This is a genomic window from Acinetobacter sp. 479375, assembly GCF_000581715.1.
Lineage (GTDB): Bacteria > Pseudomonadota > Gammaproteobacteria > Pseudomonadales > Moraxellaceae > Acinetobacter > Acinetobacter ursingii.
The window spans coordinates 74,501-96,073 of sequence record NZ_JEZN01000006.1 but is presented as its reverse complement, the minus strand read 5'-3'; the positions used below and the strand labels follow the sequence as shown (position 1 = coordinate 96,073).

Here is a 21,573-nt window from a genome sequence, read left to right as displayed (position 1 = left end):
TTTCTTTCATTTTTACAATAAAAACCTGATACAGTTCTCATATTATATATTTTTTGATAGTTTTATTACAAGAAAAAGCCGATGCATAAAAGCATCGGCTTTAAAATAACTTCAGAAATTAAATCTTAACGATCATTTTTACGTGAACGGTCACGACCAAAGTTTTCTTCGTTTACACCACGACGCGGACGGTCATCACCGAAACGTTTTGGACGGTCTTCACCACCAAAAGTACGTTTAGGACGATCTTCACCGCCAAAACTACGCTTTGGACGATCTTCACCAAATGAGCGTTGTGGACGGTCACCAAAACCACCTTCGCGACGTGCTGGACGATCACCAAAATCACGTTTTGGACGATCACCGAAACCACCCTCACGACGTGGTTTGTAATCTACGCGATTACCACGGTTGTCATCATTTGATTCGAAACGCGGTTTATCATTAAAACCACCTTCACGACGTGGACGGTCAGAATTGAATTCGCGGCGCGGACGATCTTCACCACCGAAGCTACGTTTTGGACGATCTTCAAAACCGCCTTCACGACGTGGACGGTCAGAATTGAATTCGCGGCGCGGACGATCTTCACCACCGAAGCTACGTTTTGGACGATCTTCAAAACCGCCTTCACGACGTGGACGGTCAGAATTGAATTCGCGGCGCGGACGATCTTCACCACCGAAGCTACGTTTTGGACGATCTTCAAAACCGCCTTCACGACGTGGACGGTCAGAATTGAATTCGCGGCGCGGACGATCTTCACCACCGAAGCTACGTTTTGGACGATCTTCAAAACCGCCTTCACGACGTGGACGGTCAGAATTGAACTCGCGACGCGGACGATCTTCACCACCGAATGCAGGACGTTCACCACGTGGTTTATCATCGAAGCTACGACGCGGACGATCATCACGACCACCTTCACGACGTTTAAAGTTGCTTTCGCCTTCAAAACGACGACCGCTACCAAAACCACCGCGACCGCCTTCACGACGACCACCACCGTTACCACCGCGACCACGACCACCGCCATCACGACCTGAACGCGCAGGAGGTGGAGATGGCTCTAAGCCTTCGATTTCAGAAACGCTCAAACGCGCTTCTAAATAATCTTCAAGGGCACGAATTTTACCGCGCTCACGATAAGTTGCTAAAGTAATCGCCTGACCTGTACGACCTGCACGACCTGTACGACCGATACGATGCACATAATCTTCGTGTTTCATTGGCAAGCCAAAGTTAATCACGTGAGAAATAGTCGGTACGTCTAAACCACGCGCAGCAACGTCAGTCGCAACCAAGATTTTAGCTTTACCTTCACGAATGCTACGCAAACGGCGGTTACGCACGGTTTGTGGCATCGCACCATGAAGTGCAACCACTGAATGACCTGCTTCAGCAAGTTCTTCAGCTAGCATGTCTGTGTCTTCTTGTGTGCTTGCAAACACCACAGCCTGATCTAGATTTTCATCACTTAACCAGTGAGTCAGCAATTTTTTCTTATGCTCAAAGCCATCTGTCCAGTGTAAAGTCTGGGTAATGTCAGTATTGGTTGAATGGCCTGTCTCAATCGCAATACGCATTGGATCTTGCATCATGCATTCAGCAAGACGGATGATACGATCAGCAAATGTTGCAGAGAACATCAACGTTTGTTTACGGTTTGCAGCTAATTCGCTAATGGCTTCCAAATCTTCAGAGAAACCAAGATCAAGCATACGATCCGCTTCATCGACAATCAAAGCATCTACTTTATCTAATTTAATTTGACGACGATTGACCAAATCCAACAAACGACCTGGAGTAGCAACCACTACTTGCGCGCCTTTTAATTGTTGAATTTGTTTTGCAAATGGCATACCACCCATAATCGCAGCGATACGAACACCTTTCATGTGACGTACAAATGCAATCGCATCTTGACTGACTTGTTGAGCCAATTCACGTGTTGGTGAAATCACTAAAATATTCGGTTGAGTTACTGCTTTCATGCGTTCTTTAAACGGAACAAAAGTGTCCTGACCAGCAAGTGCATGTAATGTTGGTAATAAAAATGCTGCTGTTTTACCAGAACCAGTTTGGCTTGATACTAAAAGGTCTTTACCTTCAATAGCAGCTGGAATCGCTTGTTCTTGCACAGGGGTTGGTGAAGTGAAACCAAGGTCCTGTAGTGCTTGTTGTAAAGATTCGTGTAGAGAGAAATCGGCAAAAGTTTTGCTCATAGAGAGTTTCACCCTGGTGGGTGCTCCATTTTAATAAATACAAATATGGACATCGACAAAAGGCGGCACGGCATCTTAGGCTGAATAGTTTATATTCAACAGCAATCCGAATAACGACGATGTAGACTATACGCACGCATGATTACGGCCGGAACCTGAAGAATCGCTGAGCGATTTGGGCGCAATGAATGGTCCTCTCTATGGACGGCGTGCGCATACAATGAATAGAACAGAATGTTCAGGTAATGAACGGAAATTTAAGTGCGTGGCGAGAGTATAACAGAAAGTTTTTAAAAGTCACCTTTTTTAATAGGTTTTTACATAAAATCAAACAAGTTGACTCACTCTCTGCAATAAACAATTGCATAAAAAATATAAGCTATTGATTCAAATTGTTTTTAATATTATTTACCACTTGTAATGGCTGTACATCTGTAAGCATGATTTGACAGGGTAATTGAGAATAAATATGAAATCTCTGTATTATTTTATTGCGTTCTTTCTCTGCTGAGGCTTTTAAATAGGGTCGATTCATTTGTCTTTTGACAATTTCCTGCACACAAATTTCAAAACTTAACGAAGGAAGCAATACAAAAGTTAAAGAATGTTCAAGTATTTGCGTTTTGAGCTCTAAATAATTTAAATGAATGTCTTCTGGATAAGTCATAAAACCAGAAGAGCAGACCACAATTACATTACTTCCTTTTTGATGAACCTTATGCATTATGGTTAAGTAACACTCAATATTTTTTTGTGCATAATATGCATAACCAAATTGGTCAATATATGTGGAAATATCGCCCACAGTTTGCATAAAGTATAAATCCAGATCAAAACAATCCCAGCCAAGTTGTGATGCTAACAACTGTGCAGTTGTTGTTTTTCCAGCTCCACCTGGACCAATCAAATAAATCATCATGACTTTATCTATTTCTCTTATTATAAAAAAAGCCCTCAAATTTTCATGAGAGCTTTTTTAATGCATCGATTCAGCTTACTTCGCCATTTCGCCCCATGCAGGTACAACCGTTTGCATCAATGGCTTTAACATTTTTAATGAAGATGCCAGAACCTGACCATTTTCCATTGAATCATTGCCACCACGGGCATCGACCACAACACCGCCTGCTTCTTTGACAATCAATTCACCCGCAGCTATATCCCACGGTTTTAGACCTACTTCAAAGAAGCCATCAAAACGACCCGCAGCAACATAAGCCAAATCTAACGCAGCAGAACCTGCACGACGAATATGCGCTCCCGCTTGAGTCACTGCTAGCAATGAAGCAAAATGTTGCTCGGCATAAGATACCACTTCGCCATTACGCATCGCACGATACGGATGACCCACTGCTAAGAAAGCATTTTCTAGATTGTCACGGACATTGACACGGATACGGCGCTGATTCATCACAGCACCACGACCACGACTCGCTGAAAATAATTCATCGCGAACTGGATCGTAAATCACACCATGTTGGGTAATGCCTTTATGTTGCACAGCAATAGATATACAAAAATGTGGAAAACCGTTGATAAAGTTTTGTGTGCCATCTAATGGGTCAATCACCCAACACCAATCAGCATCATGACCCTTGCCTTCTTGTAGGCCAAACTCTTCACCTAGAAAGCTGTGGTTCTTATAACTTTTACGTAAAGTATCAATGGTCAGTTGTTCTAAATAACGGTCAACACGTGTTACTGGACCTTCAATGCCTTTTTCTTCAACTTGTAGATCGAGCTTATGACGATTTTGATGTGCTTTTAAAAGCTCTTGACCAACTAATTGAGCTGCACGCGCAGCCATGACCACCATAGGTTCCATTGAACACCCACTACAAGTTTGAAGATTTTGACAAAGAATAATGCATGAAAGCGCGCAGATTCTATCAAATTAGCGCGCTTTTGGGTAAAAAATGTTAGGATTTTTTTAACTGAAGAATTTAAGCTGTCTGTACAAGCTTTAACCACACTTTTTCTATGGCTTTCTGGATACCTTCCGCATCTAGCCCACAGTTCTGTAACATCTGTGCATGTGTGGCTTGAGCCAGAAAACTATCAGCTAAGCCTAAGTTCAGTATTGGTTTCAAGATTTGTGCTTTGGCCAAAAACTCATTTACGGCACTGCCTGCACCAGCCATAACCGCATGCTCTTCAACTGTCACAAATAAACTGGTTTTTTCTGCGAAATCACGAATGATTTGTTCATCCAACGGCTTCACAAAACGCATATTGATGACACGTACCCCAATATCATGCATTTTGCTGAGTTGAATAGCCGCTTCAATAGCTGCCGTCACACGACTACCAAAGGCTAGAATGCTAATTTGTTCATCATATTCAGCATGATATTCAGCCACAATTTCAGCTTTGCCTATTTCGAGCGCGGTCAATGTTTGTTGAATTTCAACGCCAACTCCATTACCACGTGGGTAACGCACAGCAGCAGGCCCATGATGTAAGTACGCAGTATGTAGCATTTGGCGACATTCATTTTCATCTTTAGGTGCCATGATCACCATGTTTGGCACGGTACGCATATAGGCATAATCATAGGCACCTGCATGCGTTGGGCCATCTTCACCCACTAAACCCGCACGATCAATACCAAAAGTCACATCCAGATTCTGTAAAGCTACATCGTGAATCAGTTGATCATAACCGCGTTGCAAAAAGGTCGAGTAAATTGCCAAAACTGGTTTTAAGCCTTCACACGCCATGCCCGCAGCCAAAGTGACTGCATGTTGCTCAGCGATCGCTACATCAAAGAAACGTTCAGGATATTGCTTGGCAAATTTAACCATGCCCGACCCTTCACACATCGCGGGGGTAATCGCTAAAAGTCGATCATCCTGTTCCGCTTGATCACATAACCATTGCCCAAAGACATCAGAATATTTTGGAGGTAATTTTTTTGCTGCCGCAGTCGCGACTGGTGCAATTTTGGTAATGGCATGATAGGTGATCGGGTCAGCTTCGGCAGGCTTAAATCCTTTGCCTTTTTTAGTATAGACATGAACCAGACGAGGTCCTTTACGTTTTTTCAGCGCATTGAAAACATTGACCAGTTGTTCGACATCATGCCCATCAAAAGGGCCAAAATAATCAAAGCCAATGGCTTTAAATAAGTTATCTGCGGCATCAGTAGCAGACTGATGTAATCGTGAATTATATGTCCATTGTGGATGCGGCTGTACATAAGCCTCACCCTCGTCATTGATATTGACTGAATGGCCATGTTCCCAAATGGCTGCCAAATGTTTGGCAAAACCACCTGTGCTACAGGAGATGGACATGTCGTTGTCATTTAAAACCACAATTAGATCTGCATCATGTGCCACAGCATCATTCATGGCTTCAAAAGCCATACCTGCGGTCATAGCGCCATCACCTACGATACACACCACTTCGCATGGATTTTGCTGATAACGGCGCGCAAGTGACATACCCAAGCCTGCCGAAATTGCAGTCGAAGAATGCCCAACACCAAAAGTATCAAATACAGATTCTTCACGCGCAGGAAATGCAGCCAGACCATGCTGCGCACGAATCGTGGTCAATTGTTCACGACGTCCCGTCAATGCTTTGTGCGGATAAGCCTGATGACCCACATCCCAGATCAAACGATCATGCGGGGTATTAAAACTATAATGAAGCGCAACAGTCAGCTCGATCACACCTAAATTTGCGCCAAAGTGCCCGCCACTTTGTCCTGCCGCATATAAAATAAACTGACGCAACTCATCAGCCACTTGAGTCAATTGGCCTTGCTCGAGCTGACGTAATTGTTGTGGATGATCAACTTCATCTAACAATGGCGTAACAGGGCGTTGAGTTGGTATTTCGGTATACAACATATGTGGCAAAGCCTTTTTAAGCCTGGCAAATCCTAAGCTGGGTAAATGGGATTCGATATGATGAATGACATCATAATCTTATCGAATTTAAAGTCACCTTCAATCAGCCACATTTCTAACATGGTCGCATGGAAATTTTCCCTGCGGCGTGGTTGGCTAGATTATCCAGAATAATCTTACTGTTTATCAACTATTATCGTGTGCATTATACAAAAAAGAAATTATTATGCATAAATTCAGCAGTTCAATTCTACCAATATATGACCAGTACGCTATACTTTAGCCGTTTTCCTGATGAGATATGTAATTAGTGGCTATCGAATTTGTCGCAACGTCAAAACTCCCGACCAAGTTTGGTGACTTCAATATTTCGGTGTTTCAAGATCCTGAAACGGGTGAAGAGCATGTCGCATTATCCAAAGGTTTAGAAAGTGCGCCGAATGAACCTGTGCTAGTGCGTATTCACTCTGAGTGTCTCACGGGAGATGCTTTTGCCTCACTCAAATGTGATTGCGGCCCGCAGTTGCAAGCAACACAACAGCTCATTAATGATACGGGTAAAGGCGTTATTTTATATTTGCGTCAGGAAGGCCGTGGTATTGGATTGACCAATAAAATCCGTGCTTATGCCTTACAAGATCAGGGACACGACACAGTCGATGCCAATCTTTTATTGAATCTTCCTGCGGATGCACGTCACTATGATATGTGTACCATTATGCTGGATCATTTGCAGGTCAAAGCAGTTAAATTAATCACCAATAATCCTCTGAAGTTAAAAGCCTTGACTGATTTGGGGATCAATGTAGTTGAGCGTGTTCCACTCACGGTTGGACGTAACCCATTTAATGAACATTATTTAAAGACCAAACGCGAACGTATGGATCATTTATATAAAAAAGATGATTTCTAATTTCACGTTATTCTCGCATTTACATTGCAAGGGATTTTATTCATTGACTGAATAAAATCCTTTTTTTACTTATTCTCACGCTTTCTTTATGCTTCATCTAAAGAAAATAAGGTCATTTGAGGTCATCATGCAGCATCCAACTTCGGCTGATATTCTACGAGTACGTGAATTTTTACTCGACCTACAGGCACGGATTTGTGCTGCCTTAGAACAACAAGAACAACGCGGCGGCGGTTCTGCACAATTTATGATTGATGACTGGCAACGTGCAGAAGGTGGCGGCGGACGCTCTCGTGTTTTGCAAGACGGAGAAGTGATCGAAAAAGGCGGCGTGATGTTTTCACATATTGATATTCGCCAACTCCCCGCTTCTGCGACACAGCGTCATCCCAATATCGCAGGTGCCAAAGCGCAAGCATTAGGCATGTCATTGGTGATTCATCCTAAAAACCCCAATATTCCCACCTCTCATGCCAATGTCCGTTTATTCGTGGCTGAACCTGAAGGTCAGGAACCGATCTGGTGGTTTGGTGGTGGTTTTGATTTAACGCCGTTTTATCCAGATGACGAAGACATTAAACATTGGCATCAAACTGCTTTTGATTTGTGTCAGCCTTTTGGTGAACATGTTTATGCTGAACATAAAAAATGGTGTGATGATTATTTTTATTTGAAACATCGCGATGAACAACGTGGCATTGGTGGTTTATTTTTTGATGACTTAAATCAGTGGGATTTTGACACTTGTTTTAACTACATCAAAGCCGTTGGCAATGGTTATCTCGATGCCATTCTTCCAATTTTTGAGAAACATCGCGAACAGCCTTATACCGAAGCACAGCGAGAATTTCAGTTATACCGACGTGGCCGCTATGTCGAATACAATCTGGTATATGACCGTGGTACGTTATTTGGTCTACAAACAGGCGGACGAATTGAATCAATTCTAGTCAGTCTTCCTAATCTTGCCGCTTGGTCTTATCGTCCGGAATGGGATGAACACTCGATTGAGAAGCAACTCACTGATTATTATCTAAAACCTCATGATTGGTTAGCAGAACTGTAATATTCACTTGCAAATGAGAGTATTTATTATTAAATCGTCTCTTGAATGTTTGCCGTGATGCGTTATGCTGCTAGTACATGAAAGTTCATGTCATTACATGATTGAAAAAAGCCCCCACACAGTAAAGCAGCAACTGTTTGTCATCTTGATTTCATATTGTTTTGATCTAATTTGAAAAAAATGAAAGGGTCATATTATGTCTAACATTTTAGAAAAGCATCGTATGCTGGTTTTATATGCCTTAATTGCTACTGTAGTGATTTCTTCTGGTATTACCATCGAATATGAAAATGTTTATTCAGACAGTATTTCGATTTCTGTGACTGTGCTTGCTGGTATAGGTTTATTTTTGGCTGCTGTGATTTTCTTCATTGAAGAAATTGAATCCATTTGTAATCCATAATATTCCGATACGATCAAAACTTCGATATATCCCCCCTGCAAAATTCCACACATCTTGTTATTTGTAAATCATAGTCTCCAAATACCCTAAATTTAAAGCATCCACAAAAATAAAAGCCGCCTGATTCAGACGACTTTCATCTATGTTTAAATTTTAAATATTATTTAAATCAAGAACCTGCCAACTTAAACTCAATCCGGCGATTACGGAATTTACCTTGTTCAGTTTCGTTATCTGCCACTGGATGTTCAGAACCATAACCTACTGCTTTTAAACTTGAACTACTTACGCCTTTTCCAGTTAAATAATCCACAACTGCTTGCGCACGTTTTTGTGAAAGCGCTTTATTGGTTTCAGCATTCCCCGTTGAGTCGGTATAACCTTCTACATTTAAGGAAAGATTCGGCACTTTTTGCAATAACGTCGAAGCCTGATCCAACACGGCTTTATTGGCATCTGGAATATCGGCAGAACCACTAGCAAAATTAATAATTTGCATATTTAATGCGTGAACGATCTGTTCAGGCGTTGAAGATTCATTGAGCCCAGACAACGCCTGCGTACTGGCATCAATACTATTATTCACAGACTGTTCAACATTTAAAGGAGCAGCTGAAACGACATTTAATTCAGGCGCTAATGCTTTAATTTTTTCAATCAGATCTTTTAGAGCATTTGCATCTGGTGCATTCACCGTGAGTTGATCCCCCACCCATGCAATACTTGCGTTTGGAACAGCTTTAACCAAGTTTAAAATACTTTCTAGTTTATCTTGTGCAGGTAACTGTGCGGCATAAGCTGAATCTGTGGCGATATTACAATTTACACCTGTACCAAAGACTTTGGCTATTCCAGCCTGTAGAAGAGACGCAAGACCACTGTCTCCCACATTTGACTGACAACCTAAAACCTGATTTCCTGTTCCAGAAGTCAAACTTAGGGATGCAGGAGACGTAGCAGCCACTGTTGGCGCGACTTCAGAACTTGCTGTAGGTTCTGCAACACTATTTGGTGCAGGTGTCTGTTTTTGGCAAGAATGCCAGAACAATAAAAGTAATAAGGCAAGAATAATTAAAGCTAACCACGGCAGGAACTTTTTAAAGCCGCCTCCCGATGAATCTGCGGGTGGTGTTTTGAATGACTGGCTAGCCGATGCTGTATGAAATAAGCTGCCCAAACCCAAACCTGATAAAATAGGTGCTGACCATGCTGGCAGCTGACTGGTTATTTGAGGTAGATAAGAACCGATGTAAGAAACAATATTTTCCTCACCCACCTCCTCTTTCAACGCTCTGGCACTGAGAGGAATCGCGTGATTGAAAAGAGATTCGATCGTTGCGGGCTGTAAACTATGATGTTTTGAGAATGCATCCAGAATTTCATTTAAAACGCCTTGATGATTTCCCAACAACTCCTGTAGCGGTGCCTGACTGCCATGTAATATGCTATTTAATCGGTCAGGAAATTTATGGAATAAAGATAGAACAATGGGATAAAACTGTTTAAGTAATGAGGATTTCTTATCTATATCGATTTCGAGTTGCGACTGATCAACGACAAGCGGTGTCACTCTCTCCGCTAGAAGCTCTAGCGGGTTGAAATTTGATGTCATTATTGTTCTCCATTTTTGTTGTGTTACGACTTAAAATTAAATCAGTTATTTATAAGAAGAATTACTAATTCGCGCTTACATTTTGATCACATAAAAACAATTAGGCAATCATGAGAAACACAAACACACCATAAAGCTACAAACTCATCCATAAAATCAATTTCAAACATTGCGTTGCATAGATGATTTATTTTGCAGCAGTTTTTAGCGTATAGTGATGCCATTTTTTGATAGTGATGGATCTTCGCAATGACAGGACAATTTGCGGTAATTGGCAATCCGATTGAGCAATCACGTTCTCCAGAGTTACATTATGCTTTTGCTGAAAAATTAGGGATTGAATTGAGTTATCAAAAGCGTCTGGCACCTTTGGATGGTTTTGAAAAAAGTGTCACTGAGTTCTTTGCACAGGGCGGTTCAGGAATGAATGTGACTGTACCTTTTAAAGAGCAAGCCTATGCAATGTGTGACATTCTTACAGAGCGCGCGCAAATTGCCAAAGCAGTCAATACTTTGTGGAAAAAAGACGGGCAATTATTTGGCGACAATACTGATGGACAAGGTCTGGTCGATGCCATTTTAGCGTTGAATTGGTCACTCAAAAATACTCGTATTTTAATTTTGGGTGCGGGTGGCGCAACGCGAGGCGTGATTTATCCCTTGGTTAAAGCAGGTGCAAAACAGATCACTATTGCCAACCGCACACTCACCCGAGCAGAACAATTAATCAGTGATCTTGAATCTTCTGTTCCAGAGGCTCAACTGAATATGATGGAGCTTTCTAAACTTTCAGGTGAATATGATTTGGTTATCAATGCGACATCGGCCAGTCTCAGTGGTGAGGCGTTAGTGTTACCGTCAGAGCTTAAATTTCATCATGCTTATGAAATGGCTTATGGCAAACCATCCACCTTTATTGACCAAGCCAAAGCTCGTGGTGTGCCAACGGCTGAAGGTTTTGGTATGCTCGTTGGTCAGGCTGTAGAAGCTTTTGCCATTTGGCATGGTGTTAAACCAGAACTTAAAGATTTTCTTTAAGCTAGAAAACAGTGACAGCAAACAGATTGCTGTCACTGCTTCACTTATGCTTATGGGAGTATCAAGTAGTTACGGGCGTTATTCCTTATGATCGTAAAATACTTTAACCGACTCATTTTACAATTAATAAATAAGACTCATTTTGTAATGACCCGATTCAATGAATTGGTTTTAATGACATGTTGAGTGCACCCCGAAAGACTTAAACCAAGTACACAATATGTTAAATATTTTAAACGCACTTTCACGCTTTACACCTTTAATATAGTTATAGTTACTAGCCTTATATGATTATTTTTAAATCAGAACCATACACTCGGACTTTATCAGAAAATCATCAAAAAGCCTTTGTCCAAATCTACAAAATTCGCTTTTCTGACATTTTTTTCATAACCGAGTATCAATGTATTTTTAAAGATGAGTAGGAATAATCCCTAGCATCGATACAGATAATCCAGAACTATTTCTAAATTTAGGATTAAAGACTATGCCAGCGTATAAAGCCCCGCTCCGTGACATTCGCTTCTTAATGAATGAAGTATTTGATTATGCTTCTCACTATAAAACGTTATCTAACGGTGAAAATGCCGATGCAGATACAGTAGATATGATTTTAGAAGGCGCAGCCGACTACTGTGAAAATGTACTTTCTCCACTTAATCAAAGTGGTGATGAAGAAGGTTGTCATTTTGACAATGGTGAAGTGAAAACACCAAAAGGCTTTAAAGAAGCTTACGACCAGTTCGTACAAGGTGGCTGGCAAGGTCTGTCTTATCCAGAAGAATTTGGTGGTCAAGGCTTACCAATGTCATTGAACCTGATCAAATCTGAAATGATGGGAACGGCAAACTGGTCATTTACCATGTATCCAGGTCTGAGCATGGGCTGTATGAATACCATCATGCAATTTGGTACAGATGAGCAAAAAGCGACTTACATGCCAAAACTGGTTGAAGGAACTTGGTCTGGCACCATGTGTTTAACTGAACCACAATGTGGTACAGATTTGGGACAAGTTAAAGCTAAAGCAGAACCACAGGCAGACGGCACATACAAAATCTCTGGTACTAAAATCTTTATTTCTGCGGGTGAGCATGACTTAACGGATAATATCATTCATATCGTATTGGCCCGTCTTCCAGACGCACCTGCGGGTACACGTGGTATTTCATTGTTTATCGTGCCTAAATTCCTCCCTACTGCGAATGGCGGTGTGGGTGAGCGTAACGGTGTTGTTTGTGGATCAATTGAACACAAAATGGGAATTAAAGCTTCTGCAACAGCAGTGCTTAATTTTGACGGTGCAACAGGTTACCTGATTGGTGAAGTGAATAAAGGTCTGCATGCGATGTTTACCTTTATGAATACAGCCCGTATTGGAACGGCGGTTCAGGGTATTGCACATGCTGAATTGTCTTTCCAAGGTGCGTTACCGTATGCCAAAGATCGTATGTCGATGCGTGCCCTTTCTGGTAAAAAAGATCCAGATAAAGTCGCTGATGCAATCATTCATCATGCCGATGTCCGTCGTATGTTGCTGACTCAAAAAGCCATCGCGGAAGGTGGTCGTTCAATGATTTATCATGCAGCACAACTTGCAGATAAAATGACCGACGCATTAATTACAGGTGACCAAGCTAAATTTGAAGACTACGATGACAAACTGGGCTTCTTTACCCCGATTCTAAAAGGTTTCTTGACTGAACTTGGTTTGGAAGCTGCGAATCATGGTATGCAAGTATACGGTGGTCACGGTTATATTCGTGAATGGGGCATGGAGCAAATTGCTCGTGATGCACGTATCTCAACACTTTATGAAGGTACTACTGGTGTCCAAGCACTCGATTTGATTGGTCGTAAAGTACTGTTATCGTCTAAAGGTAAAGTCGTTCGTGACTATACTGCTGAAATTTTGAAATTCTGTGGCCGTCATGCACGTAACAAATACTTGCGTCGCTTTGCCTGGGATCTAACCAAAATCTGTGCGCAGTGGAATACTTTAACTGTCCGCATCATGCTCGCTGCACGTAAAGACCGTGATATCGTATCTTCTGCATCAGTAGATTATTTAATGTTCTCAGGTTATGCCATGATGGCTTACTTCTGGGCACAACAAGCCGTGATTGCATCTGAGAAACTAGAAGCAGGTGACGGTAAAGAAACACCTGAATTCTATAAAGCCAAAATTAAAGTTGCAGATTTCTACTTTGATCGTTTATTACCACGTGCACAAGGTCATGCTGAATCGATGGTTACACCATCTCGTGCATTAACATCATTAGCACCAGAACATTTTAGTTTTGACTACTAAGTCTCGTTGAAACTCCAGTGATCAAGAAGGATGCCCTTGAGGCATCCTTTTTTACTTTTACTTTTCTATTTCCATCTAATCAGGAAGCTTAGTCAGAGTACGGCTTTTCTGAGGTAAAACGAAATTCTCGCCCAAATTTCTAAGGTTTTCGCCATTATTTGTATTTTTAATTTTATCCAGATCGGTTTTTATACGTTCAGAGTCGATGATTTTAAAATAAAGGTTTCCTCCACCAAAAACACTGACACTAATTTCTTTCTGAGCACTATCGATTGTCCAAGCATCTGGCTGAGATATTTTTGTGTTTTGTCTCTCATCGATCACGATCCGCCCTGTACTAATTCTTTGACGATAAGCCGTTCCATCCTGCAATAAGCTGATCACATAATCAATCTGTCCTTCAGGCTCTTTGCAAAGCGCAACTGGATCAGAACAAGGAATGTGCACATGATAACGTCCAGTATATTGCAAGGCCTCTGGAGACAATGACGTAGACTTTTTCTGATTCGGCGGTGTCTCAACTGGCAATGTTGCCTGACCAGCGACATCCACCAATTTACTGCCCTGATCTTCGTCATCATGAGCAGAATCTTCTGCAACGGATGCCGCTGCCACAGGATCGCTTGATGCAATATCAGGCTGAGCATGATGTTGATCACATGCTGATAATCCGAGACTGAATAACAACACCAATAGCAACCGTGTTTGCATCAACGTAAACCTTACCGAAGCGTTTTTTGAATAAGACATAGATGAGTATCTTTAGCGTTTTCCTCTATTTTTCAGGGAAATAACGCCATATCATAAATTTAAGACCATGATTACGTTCTGGATCTCACACTGAGAGATTGATCTTGTTTAAAAAATTCAAATTCTGCGTGAAATTGGTGCAAGTTTATCTATTTCAGCTTTTATTCAGTGATTTTGCTTACATAAAATAACGATTTTTTAGCTTCTATACCTTTAAAGCGTTGAGATCTTCCCCATTTTATAAAATACATACCCAAAACATAAATTGGAGATGTATTTATTTTTATCTGAGGAGATATTCTGAATGGCCAATACTGGTTTATATCGTTCTAACCGACAACATTTGATCGCCGGTGTCATGGGCGGTATTGCTGAACGTTTTGGTTGGAATGCAAATTTATTACGGCTTATTTTCGTCATCATTTCGGTCATGAGTGCGGCTTTCCCTGGCATTTTGGTGTATCTGATTTTATGGTTGATTATGCCCAAACAAACTGAACGTCTGCCATATCAGCAAAGCTATCAGCAGCCCATTCGAACAGTACATGAAGAACAACGGATGAGACGTTAAACCCAACATCATTTGACCTTGTTATTCTGGTCGCTACGATTGTGATCCCCCTAAAATGCAATCGTAGCTTTTTTTGGCTAAAACGCTCCATTAACCTGATGACGCTTGAATATGCATTAACTGCTGTTGTAATGCGGCAATCATATCGGCACGGCTAATAATTCCAATCAATTTTTGATCCTGAACCACAGGAATATAGTTAAACGATTTTTCCACAAAATAAGGCACTAAATCCTGAATAGGTTGTAACGGCATCACCGTTACCACTTTGCGATTCATAATTTGTTTAACCAGATGCTCCCATGAAGCTCTCGGATCTGCCGCGCGTTTAAACCATTCCACCACATCGTATAAAGCCAATGTCCCGACAATATGATTATCCTTTTGAATAACTGGCAAGCTCATGAGATTATTATATTTAAATTTATCTAGTGCTTGATGAATATCATCATTTTCATCGAGGGTAATAAGGTCTTTACTCATAATATCCTGACATCGATAGACATTGACTTGGCGTTGGTGGGCTAACTCCTGCGCTTCCAAGATGATTTTTTCCAGATCGTATTGGCTAATATCCAACAACTCTGTGTGTTCATGCAGTGCACGTTGAATATCTTGTGGCTGAATGCTGACCTTTTGTGTCGGTGTGGGATCTTTAGAACGTGAATTGAGATGTTTTGGATAAGGATAATGTCGGCCAATCAATCGATTAAAACACAAGGCAAATGCCAGCAATAACACTGAATTCAGTAACACTGGATATATCACAAAGTTAAAACCTAAACGGTGAACAGCCTCTCCGCCTAACACCGCGGTGATTGCAACTGCGCCACTCGGAGGATGCAATGAGTCGCTAGTCATCATCAGAAAAATAGTGAGACCTACTGCCAAGCTAAATGCGCCCGTTAAATCTGGAATCCACGTGGAACACACGACTCCCACAATAGCAGCAAGAGTATTCCCGATCAGCATATTCCACGGCTGCGCCAAAGGACTTGACGGGACAGCAAATAACAAAACAGAGGATGCCCCCATCGGCGCGATATACCATGGATTTATGCCACCCAGGGCATACCAGCTAATGAGTGAAGAAATGGCTAAACCACATAATGCGCCGATGCTACAAAAAAGTCGTTCTTTTAAAGGAAGAATCTTGAAATTTGGTTTTAAGGCTGAAAGCCAATCTTGCTGTATATCGCTCACCGCTCACCTAGGTTTTGATCTTGCCTGAGTTACAAAAGTATAAGCGGATTTTTCTTAAAAATGTATTTGTATTATATCTTAAGAGAATCAGAAAATTTGCTCATCATTTTAATTGATGTATTCCTGTAGTTGTTCTACCCGATGTTGATATTCGAGCATTGGACAAAATCCATACATTGGAGAGCCTATATAATCCCCTGCATTTTGACATTCCTGATCGACATATTGTTTCCAAAGCTGCTGTGACTTCATGATCTTGTTATATCGCTCAGGATTTCCAGTTGTTTTGATCTGGTCTAGCAATTGTACAATCTGCTTTTCATAAAGACCTCGGGCGTGGCCACTACAGACGTCTACCACTGCGTTATTAATACTCGGCAAATGCTGCTCCTGTATCGTTTCCTCCACACATTGGCTATATAAATCTGACTCAACAGAATTCTGCGCATTTGCAGTTTCTACCAAGAAAATTAGGCTCAGTGAAAGTAAGCTATTTTTGAGCTTTGTCATGTTTCCCTCCTTTTAACGTGCATGTTGTTTGAAAAAATTCCAAACCACTTGAGTCGCATCAAATCCTTCATCTACCTGATCGGCAGTTGGCCAGACATGTTGCCCCTGATCAATATCATAAAGTACGACATCAGCTTTGCAGTTTAAGTTTTTTTCAATCCTAAAATGGACTGTTTGCTCTATAAAGCCTTTTGTGTGACATTGATTGACCGTCTTCCAGTAATTCATCGCATAAGCAACCGATTGAAACGGTTGTTGCTGTGCTTTAGCAACAAATCGAGTTGGGCTTATTCCTCCCTGAAAAGGCACCACCGAATCTTTTTCACCATGAATCATTAAAATAGGCACTGCATCTTTTGCTATTGCTTCATCTCCAAATAATGCACCTGACACGATCGCGACAGCAGCCAGTTGTCGCCCCATGTGGATGGCTAATTGATGCGTCAACATTCCTCCATTTGAAAAACCCACTACATAAATTCGATGCGGATCAAGCAGTGCATGCTGCGATGCATCTTTTAGAACCGCCTGAATAAATTTAATATCATTTACCTGCTTCTGCACGGCTTGACCACAACAACCGTATGCATTCCATGTTCCCATTTTGCTATTTGCACCTATGCCTTGTGGCGCAACTAAAATAAAGTTTTGTTGTTGTGCAATGGCTTGCCAGCGTTTCAGCATTTGATTGGCATTGCCTCCTCCGCCATGTAATGCAATCACCACTGGGCGAGCAGATTGCCTTGCAGAAGGCGGGATATATAATTGATAGCTGCGCTGCATAGCATCAACTTGAAGATATCGTGATGATAGCGAATTATTCTCAGTTATTCTTTGTTCAAATTTTTGCTTTATTTTTTGTGCAAGCGGCCGCTCTGCCAACCATGCCGCTTGAGCTGAATGGGTATGCATGATCAGGGCAATGACACCGAATATCGCACACCATCGTTTAGATATTTTTCTGAGATAGGCCATATCGATTAACCTTTGTGTTTATTTTTAGCTCTAATCTACGCCTAAATTCAGCAGAAAAGATGAAGTTTAATCTCCGCTATTTTTTATTCGCAAGAACTCGACAGAACCTTTGCCACTCCCCTTTAAAATCCTTATACTTGAACGCAATTTTTCTTTGATTTTATTAGTGGATGCACCATGAGTCGCGCCATATCGCATATTGATACCTTTCAGGGCTTAATTCTTGCCCTACAAAACTATTGGGCCGAACAAGGCTGCGTCGTATTACAACCGTATGACATGGAAATGGGTGCAGGTACATTCCATACCGCAACCTTCTTACATGCACTTGGCCCTGAAACATGGAATGCAGCGTATGTGCAACCTTCGCGTCGTCCTAAAGATGGACGCTATGGTGAAAACCCAAACCGCTTACAACATTATTATCAATTTCAAGTGGTACTTAAGCCAAACCCAGACAATATCCAACAGCTTTATTTAGACTCACTTAAAGCGATTGGGATTGACACTCTGACCCACGATATTCGCTTTGTAGAGGATAACTGGGAATCTCCAACGCTTGGTGCATGGGGCTTAGGTTGGGAAGTCTGGCTCAATGGCATGGAAGTCACTCAGTTTACTTACTTCCAACAGGTCGGTGGTGTTGAGTGTTATCCTGTCACAGGTGAAATTACCTATGGTTTAGAACGTCTTGCCATGTACCTGCAAGGGGTCGATTCAGTTTATGACTTAGTCTGGACTAAAGGTCAATTTGGCACAGTGACTTATGGCGATGTGTTCCACCAAAATGAAGTGGAACAATCGACCTATAACTTTGAATATGCCCCTGTCGAGAAATTATTTGAACTATTTGATTTTTATGAATCAGAAGCCGTTCGTTTAATTGACGCAAAACTGTCTTTACCTGCCTATGAACAAGTGGTTAAAGCATCGCATACCTTCAACTTATTGGATGCGCGTGGCGCAATTTCAGTCACCGAGCGTCAACGTTATATTTTGCGTGTAAGAACTTTAGCGCGCGCCATTGCGCAAAGTTATGTTCAGGCGCGTGCCGAACTTGGCTTTCCAATGGCAGAGCCACATTTACGTGATGAAGTTTTAGCCCAACTCAAAGCACAAGCAGAAAGTGATGCAGCGAAAGCGCAAAAAGCGGAGAACAAATAATGAGTCAACATACGGTCTTATTTGAACTTGGCTGCGAAGAGCTGCCACCAAAAAGTTTAAAAACATTACGCGATGCCTTACAAGCAGAGACCATCAAAGGTTTAAACGATGCGGGCTTGAACTTTGCAAGCGTTGAAGCCTATGCTGCACCACGTCGCTTGGCTTTAAAAATTGTGAATGTTGATGGCGCTCAGGCAGATACACAAAAACGTTTTGATGGCCCCGCAGTTCAGGCGGCCTATGACAGCGAAGGCAAACCGACCAAAGCCCTTGAAGGCTTTATGCGCGGTCAAGGCATTGAGGCGAATCAAGTATCGAGCTTTCAGGCTGGTAAAGTTGAGAAAGTCTGCTACTACAAAGACATCAAAGGCCAAAGCCTTGATGAATTATTGCCAAACATTCTACAAACGGCGTTAGACAATTTACCGATTGCTAAACGCATGCGTTCTGCGGCAAGCCGTACTGAATTTGTCCGTCCAGTCAAATGGGTCGTATTGCTTAAAGATGATCAAATCATTTCAGCTACGATTCAGGATCATTCAGCCAGCAATGTGACCTATGGTCATCGTTTCCATGCGCCTGAAGCGATCACTTTGGTGCATGCTAATGATTATTTGACTGCACTTGAAAACGGCTATGTCGTGGCAGATTTTGCAAAACGTCAAGCCACGATTCAGCAGCAAGTGAAACAATTGGCAGATGAAGTTAATGCGAGCGCAATTGTCCCTGCTGACTTGCTGGACGAAGTCACTGCATTGGTGGAATGGCCAGTTGCGTTACGTGCAAGTTTTGAAGAACGCTTTCTTGCTGTACCACAAGAAGCCTTAATTACCACCATGCAAGACAACCAGAAATATTTCTGCTTGGTCAATGCTGAAGGCAAGCTACAACCCTACTTCATTACTATTTCCAATATTGAGTCGAAAGATCCAACTCAAATCATTGAAGGAAATGAGAAAGTCGTACGTCCACGTTTGAGCGATGCAGAATTCTTTTTCTTGCAAGATCAAAAGCAACCGCTTGCCAGCCGTAAAGACAAATTGGCCAATATGGTGTTTCAGGCAGAACTTGGAACACTCTGGGATAAATCACAGCGTATTGCCAAATTAGCCAGCCAGATTGCTACGTTAACTCAAGGTGATCGCGCTGCCGCAGAACAGGCTGGTCTTTTGGCAAAATGCGATTTGACCTCTGAGCTAGTTGGTGAATTTCCTGAATTACAAGGCACTGCGGGAACCTATTATGCGCGTTTGGAAGGTTTACCAAGCGAAGTTGCTGATGCAATTGCCGAGCAGTATTTACCACGTTTTTCAGGTGATGTTTTACCACAAACTCAAACGGGTACTGCGCTTGCACTGGCAGATCGTTTAGATACCTTGGTCGGTATTTTTGGCATTGGTCAAGCCCCGACAGGTTCAAAAGATCCGTTCAGCTTACGCCGTGCTGCGATTGGTGTATTGCGTCTATTGATTGAAAAAGAGTTAGATTTACCATTGGTAGAACTGACCAAAATCGCTTCTGAAAACTATCATGGCAAGTTACGTGAGCCTGTCAAAGCGCAACATGAAGCGCTGAACTTTATTGAAGCACGCTATCGTGCCATGTATGAAGATCAAGGCGTTGCCATTGATGTGATTCAATCGGTTCAGGCGTTATCTCCAAAATCTCCACTGGATTTTGATCATCGCGTTAAAGCGGTCAATCATTTTAAAACTTTGCCCGAAGCACAGGCTTTGGCTGCTGCCAATAAACGTGTGGCCAACATTTTGGCTAAAGAGGGTCAGATTGTCGGTGATGTGGATACCTCGCTGTTAGTTGAAGATGCTGAAAAAGCGTTATTTGCTGCACTGCAAAATGTGACGCCAGTGGTACAACCTTTGCTTGAAGCGCATAACTATACCGATGCACTGTCACAACTGGCTTCTCTACGAGAGCCGATTGATGCGTTCTTTGACAATGTCATGGTGATGGCAGAAGATCCAAAGCTTAAAGCCAATCGCTTGCGTTTACTGGCTCAGTTGCGTGGTTTATTTACCGCGATTGCGGATGTGAGTATGTTGCAAAGTTAAGTTTTTATCATCCTTGTTTTTTAATATAAACCTCGCTATAAATTAGCGGGGTTTTTTCATTGATTAAAAACTTATGGTTATATTTATTAAGTAATCTCGATTTATCAATGAAGCGTGTTGACATAAGACAACAATCTAATAAAATATTCAAAAGGTCTTTTCTTCATAATGAGTAAGCATCCTAATAAACATATTGAAGAAGCCATTCAATATGCTATGGAAAATGGTTGGTATGTAGTCGAGTCAGGGAAATCCGCTCACTCATTTTGTAGATTGAAATGTGTTTATGGACATTCAGAACATCAAATGAGTATTTGGAGTACACCTAAAAGTCCAGAGAACCATGCGAAGCAAATCAGACGTAAAGCTGATCAATGTAAAGGTAATGATGAGAGGATTAAAGAATGACTATTTACCATTTTACGGTCATAGTACGAGATGCTTTTGATAGTTTAGATAATCTTGAAGATCAATTCTTTGAGGCTGGTTGCGATGATGCACTACTGTGTAGTTATAACGATACAATCTATTTAGAGTTTGATCGTGAAGCTATCGACGCAGAGAAAGCGATTACATCTGCTTTAGCAGACATTCGAAAGCTTGGCTTTAATGACCTGATTGTTGAAGAACATGGTTTCGCCACATTAGCTGAAATGGCTGAACGTGCAAACCTAACACGCCAGGCTCTATCACTATATGCCTTAGGTAAACGAGGTAAAGGCCAATTCCCAAGACCAATGTACGGAGTTACTACACCGAAGTCTGCATTATACTCTTGGCCTGAAGTAGCAACTTGGTTACATCAACAAGGTACATTGAATGATGCAACATTCGAAGTAGCAACAACAAGAATTTAAAATAATAATAAAGCAATGCACACTCTAGGAAAAGCTAGAGTTTAGACGC

At 41.7% G+C, this 21,573-nt stretch carries 19 protein-coding genes; 10 read left to right on the top strand and 9 right to left on the bottom strand.

What is annotated here, in order from left to right; genetic code table 11:
* Positions 1-125: 125 nt before the first annotated feature.
* The 4 genes from J500_RS07180 to dxs all read right to left on the bottom strand — a co-directional run bounded on the left by J500_RS07180 (position 126) and on the right by dxs (position 6,082).
* The gene (locus tag J500_RS07180) at positions 126-2,225 is read right to left on the bottom strand and encodes a DEAD/DEAH box helicase (RefSeq protein ID WP_034698918.1); all 2,100 of its coding nucleotides are present in this window, start codon (positions 2,223-2,225) and stop codon (positions 126-128) included.
* A gap of 379 nt (positions 2,226-2,604) precedes the next feature.
* Positions 2,605-3,144, bottom strand: coding sequence for a shikimate kinase (locus tag J500_RS17090; RefSeq protein ID WP_081402792.1), 540 nt, complete (start codon positions 3,142-3,144; stop codon positions 2,605-2,607).
* A gap of 75 nt (positions 3,145-3,219) precedes the next feature.
* On the bottom strand, positions 3,220-4,050 hold the full coding sequence (locus J500_RS07170) for an inositol monophosphatase family protein (protein WP_004985277.1): 831 nt from the start codon (positions 4,048-4,050) through the stop codon (positions 3,220-3,222).
* A 118-nt stretch (positions 4,051-4,168) separates the two neighbouring features.
* On the bottom strand, positions 4,169-6,082 hold the full coding sequence (dxs, locus tag J500_RS07165) for a 1-deoxy-D-xylulose-5-phosphate synthase (protein ID WP_034698916.1): 1,914 nt from the start codon (positions 6,080-6,082) through the stop codon (positions 4,169-4,171).
* Between the two features lie 310 nt (positions 6,083-6,392).
* Between dxs and ribA the strand changes: the two genes are divergently transcribed.
* From ribA to J500_RS07150, 3 genes are all read left to right on the top strand, one after another.
* Positions 6,393-6,995 carry a GTP cyclohydrolase II gene (ribA, locus tag J500_RS07160; protein WP_004985274.1) on the top strand — a complete coding sequence of 201 codons (603 nt, stop codon included), beginning with the start codon at positions 6,393-6,395 and terminating at the stop codon, positions 6,993-6,995.
* Positions 6,996-7,122: 127 nt separating this feature from the next.
* Positions 7,123-8,061 (top strand): oxygen-dependent coproporphyrinogen oxidase, encoded by a 939-nt coding sequence (gene hemF, locus J500_RS07155; protein ID WP_034698915.1) that lies wholly within the window; start codon positions 7,123-7,125, stop codon positions 8,059-8,061.
* A 196-nt stretch (positions 8,062-8,257) separates the two neighbouring features.
* Positions 8,258-8,464 (top strand): hypothetical protein, encoded by a 207-nt coding sequence (locus tag J500_RS07150; protein ID WP_004985269.1) that lies wholly within the window; start codon positions 8,258-8,260, stop codon positions 8,462-8,464.
* A gap of 169 nt (positions 8,465-8,633) precedes the next feature.
* Here the strand turns inward: J500_RS07150 and J500_RS07145 are convergent, their stop codons facing one another.
* Entirely contained in the window at positions 8,634-10,076 is a 1,443-nt protein-coding gene (locus J500_RS07145; protein WP_034698914.1) for an OmpA family protein, read from the bottom strand.
* Positions 10,077-10,325: 249 nt separating this feature from the next.
* Here J500_RS07145 and aroE point away from each other — a divergent pair, with 249 nt between their 5' ends.
* Both aroE and J500_RS07135 read left to right on the top strand, forming a co-directional pair.
* The gene (gene aroE, locus J500_RS07140) at positions 10,326-11,114 is read left to right on the top strand and encodes a shikimate dehydrogenase (RefSeq protein WP_004995164.1); all 789 of its coding nucleotides are present in this window, start codon (positions 10,326-10,328) and stop codon (positions 11,112-11,114) included.
* Positions 11,115-11,601: 487 nt separating this feature from the next.
* The gene (locus J500_RS07135; RefSeq protein ID WP_004995166.1) at positions 11,602-13,425 is read left to right on the top strand and encodes an acyl-CoA dehydrogenase C-terminal domain-containing protein; all 1,824 of its coding nucleotides are present in this window, start codon (positions 11,602-11,604) and stop codon (positions 13,423-13,425) included.
* A gap of 75 nt (positions 13,426-13,500) precedes the next feature.
* Here the strand turns inward: J500_RS07135 and J500_RS07130 are convergent, their stop codons facing one another.
* A complete protein-coding gene (locus J500_RS07130; protein ID WP_004995168.1) occupies positions 13,501-14,136 on the bottom strand; it encodes a hypothetical protein in 636 nt (211 codons plus the stop codon).
* A gap of 343 nt (positions 14,137-14,479) precedes the next feature.
* On the opposite strand from J500_RS07130, the gene J500_RS07125 reads away from it, so the two are divergent.
* A complete protein-coding gene (locus tag J500_RS07125) occupies positions 14,480-14,746 on the top strand; it encodes a PspC domain-containing protein (protein WP_004995169.1) in 267 nt (88 codons plus the stop codon).
* Positions 14,747-14,836: 90 nt separating this feature from the next.
* On the opposite strand, the gene J500_RS07120 is transcribed toward J500_RS07125, so the two are convergent.
* The 3 genes from J500_RS07120 to J500_RS07110 form a co-directional block, all read right to left on the bottom strand.
* Positions 14,837-15,949 carry an HPP family protein gene (locus tag J500_RS07120; protein WP_004995171.1) on the bottom strand — a complete coding sequence of 371 codons (1,113 nt, stop codon included), beginning with the start codon at positions 15,947-15,949 and terminating at the stop codon, positions 14,837-14,839.
* Between the two features lie 108 nt (positions 15,950-16,057).
* Positions 16,058-16,459, bottom strand: coding sequence for a lysozyme inhibitor LprI family protein (locus J500_RS07115; RefSeq protein WP_004995172.1), 402 nt, complete (start codon positions 16,457-16,459; stop codon positions 16,058-16,060).
* A 12-nt stretch (positions 16,460-16,471) separates the two neighbouring features.
* Complete coding sequence (locus tag J500_RS07110; protein ID WP_004995173.1) at positions 16,472-17,434, bottom strand: alpha/beta hydrolase family esterase; 963 nt, start codon at positions 17,432-17,434, stop codon at positions 16,472-16,474.
* A 177-nt stretch (positions 17,435-17,611) separates the two neighbouring features.
* Between J500_RS07110 and glyQ the strand changes: the two genes are divergently transcribed.
* The 4 genes from glyQ (at position 17,612) to J500_RS07090 (ending at position 21,524) form a co-directional block, all read left to right on the top strand.
* Complete coding sequence (gene glyQ, locus J500_RS07105; protein ID WP_004995174.1) at positions 17,612-18,598, top strand: glycine--tRNA ligase subunit alpha; 987 nt, start codon at positions 17,612-17,614, stop codon at positions 18,596-18,598.
* Complete coding sequence (gene glyS, locus J500_RS07100) at positions 18,598-20,667, top strand: glycine--tRNA ligase subunit beta (RefSeq protein WP_004995175.1); 2,070 nt, start codon at positions 18,598-18,600, stop codon at positions 20,665-20,667. The genes glyQ and glyS overlap by 1 nt, the downstream gene beginning before the upstream one ends.
* Positions 20,668-20,835: 168 nt before the next feature.
* Complete coding sequence (locus tag J500_RS07095) at positions 20,836-21,075, top strand: hypothetical protein (RefSeq protein WP_004995177.1); 240 nt, start codon at positions 20,836-20,838, stop codon at positions 21,073-21,075.
* Positions 21,072-21,524 carry a hypothetical protein gene (locus J500_RS07090; RefSeq protein ID WP_004995178.1) on the top strand — a complete coding sequence of 151 codons (453 nt, stop codon included), beginning with the start codon at positions 21,072-21,074 and terminating at the stop codon, positions 21,522-21,524. The genes J500_RS07095 and J500_RS07090 overlap by 4 nt, the downstream gene beginning before the upstream one ends.
* Positions 21,525-21,573 lie beyond the last annotated feature (49 nt).

Bases quoted from the DNA above. Each gene is read 5' to 3' on its own strand.
- J500_RS07115 (WP_004995172.1), bottom strand. From the start codon at position 16,459: ATGACAAAGCTCAAAAATAGCTTACTTTCACTGAGCCTAATTTTCTTG.
- J500_RS07130 (WP_004995168.1), bottom strand. From the start codon at position 14,136: ATGCAAACACGGTTGCTATTGGTGTTGTTATTCAGTCTCGGATTATCA.
- aroE (WP_004995164.1), top strand. From the start codon at position 10,326: ATGACAGGACAATTTGCGGTAATTGGCAATCCGATTGAGCAATCACGT.
- J500_RS07125 (WP_004995169.1), top strand. From the start codon at position 14,480: ATGGCCAATACTGGTTTATATCGTTCTAACCGACAACATTTGATCGCC.
- J500_RS07145 (WP_034698914.1), bottom strand. From the start codon at position 10,076: ATGACATCAAATTTCAACCCGCTAGAGCTTCTAGCGGAGAGAGTGACA.
- glyQ (WP_004995174.1), top strand. From the start codon at position 17,612: ATGAGTCGCGCCATATCGCATATTGATACCTTTCAGGGCTTAATTCTT.
- J500_RS07150 (WP_004985269.1), top strand. From the start codon at position 8,258: ATGTCTAACATTTTAGAAAAGCATCGTATGCTGGTTTTATATGCCTTA.
- J500_RS07135 (WP_004995166.1), top strand. From the start codon at position 11,602: ATGCCAGCGTATAAAGCCCCGCTCCGTGACATTCGCTTCTTAATGAAT.
- dxs (WP_034698916.1), bottom strand. From the start codon at position 6,082: ATGTTGTATACCGAAATACCAACTCAACGCCCTGTTACGCCATTGTTA.
- J500_RS07180 (WP_034698918.1), bottom strand. From the start codon at position 2,225: ATGAGCAAAACTTTTGCCGATTTCTCTCTACACGAATCTTTACAACAA.
- J500_RS07095 (WP_004995177.1), top strand. From the start codon at position 20,836: ATGAGTAAGCATCCTAATAAACATATTGAAGAAGCCATTCAATATGCT.
- hemF (WP_034698915.1), top strand. From the start codon at position 7,123: ATGCAGCATCCAACTTCGGCTGATATTCTACGAGTACGTGAATTTTTA.
- glyS (WP_004995175.1), top strand. From the start codon at position 18,598: ATGAGTCAACATACGGTCTTATTTGAACTTGGCTGCGAAGAGCTGCCA.
- J500_RS07110 (WP_004995173.1), bottom strand. From the start codon at position 17,434: ATGGCCTATCTCAGAAAAATATCTAAACGATGGTGTGCGATATTCGGT.
- J500_RS07090 (WP_004995178.1), top strand. From the start codon at position 21,072: ATGACTATTTACCATTTTACGGTCATAGTACGAGATGCTTTTGATAGT.
- J500_RS17090 (WP_081402792.1), bottom strand. From the start codon at position 3,144: ATGATGATTTATTTGATTGGTCCAGGTGGAGCTGGAAAAACAACAACT.
- J500_RS07170 (WP_004985277.1), bottom strand. From the start codon at position 4,050: ATGGAACCTATGGTGGTCATGGCTGCGCGTGCAGCTCAATTAGTTGGT.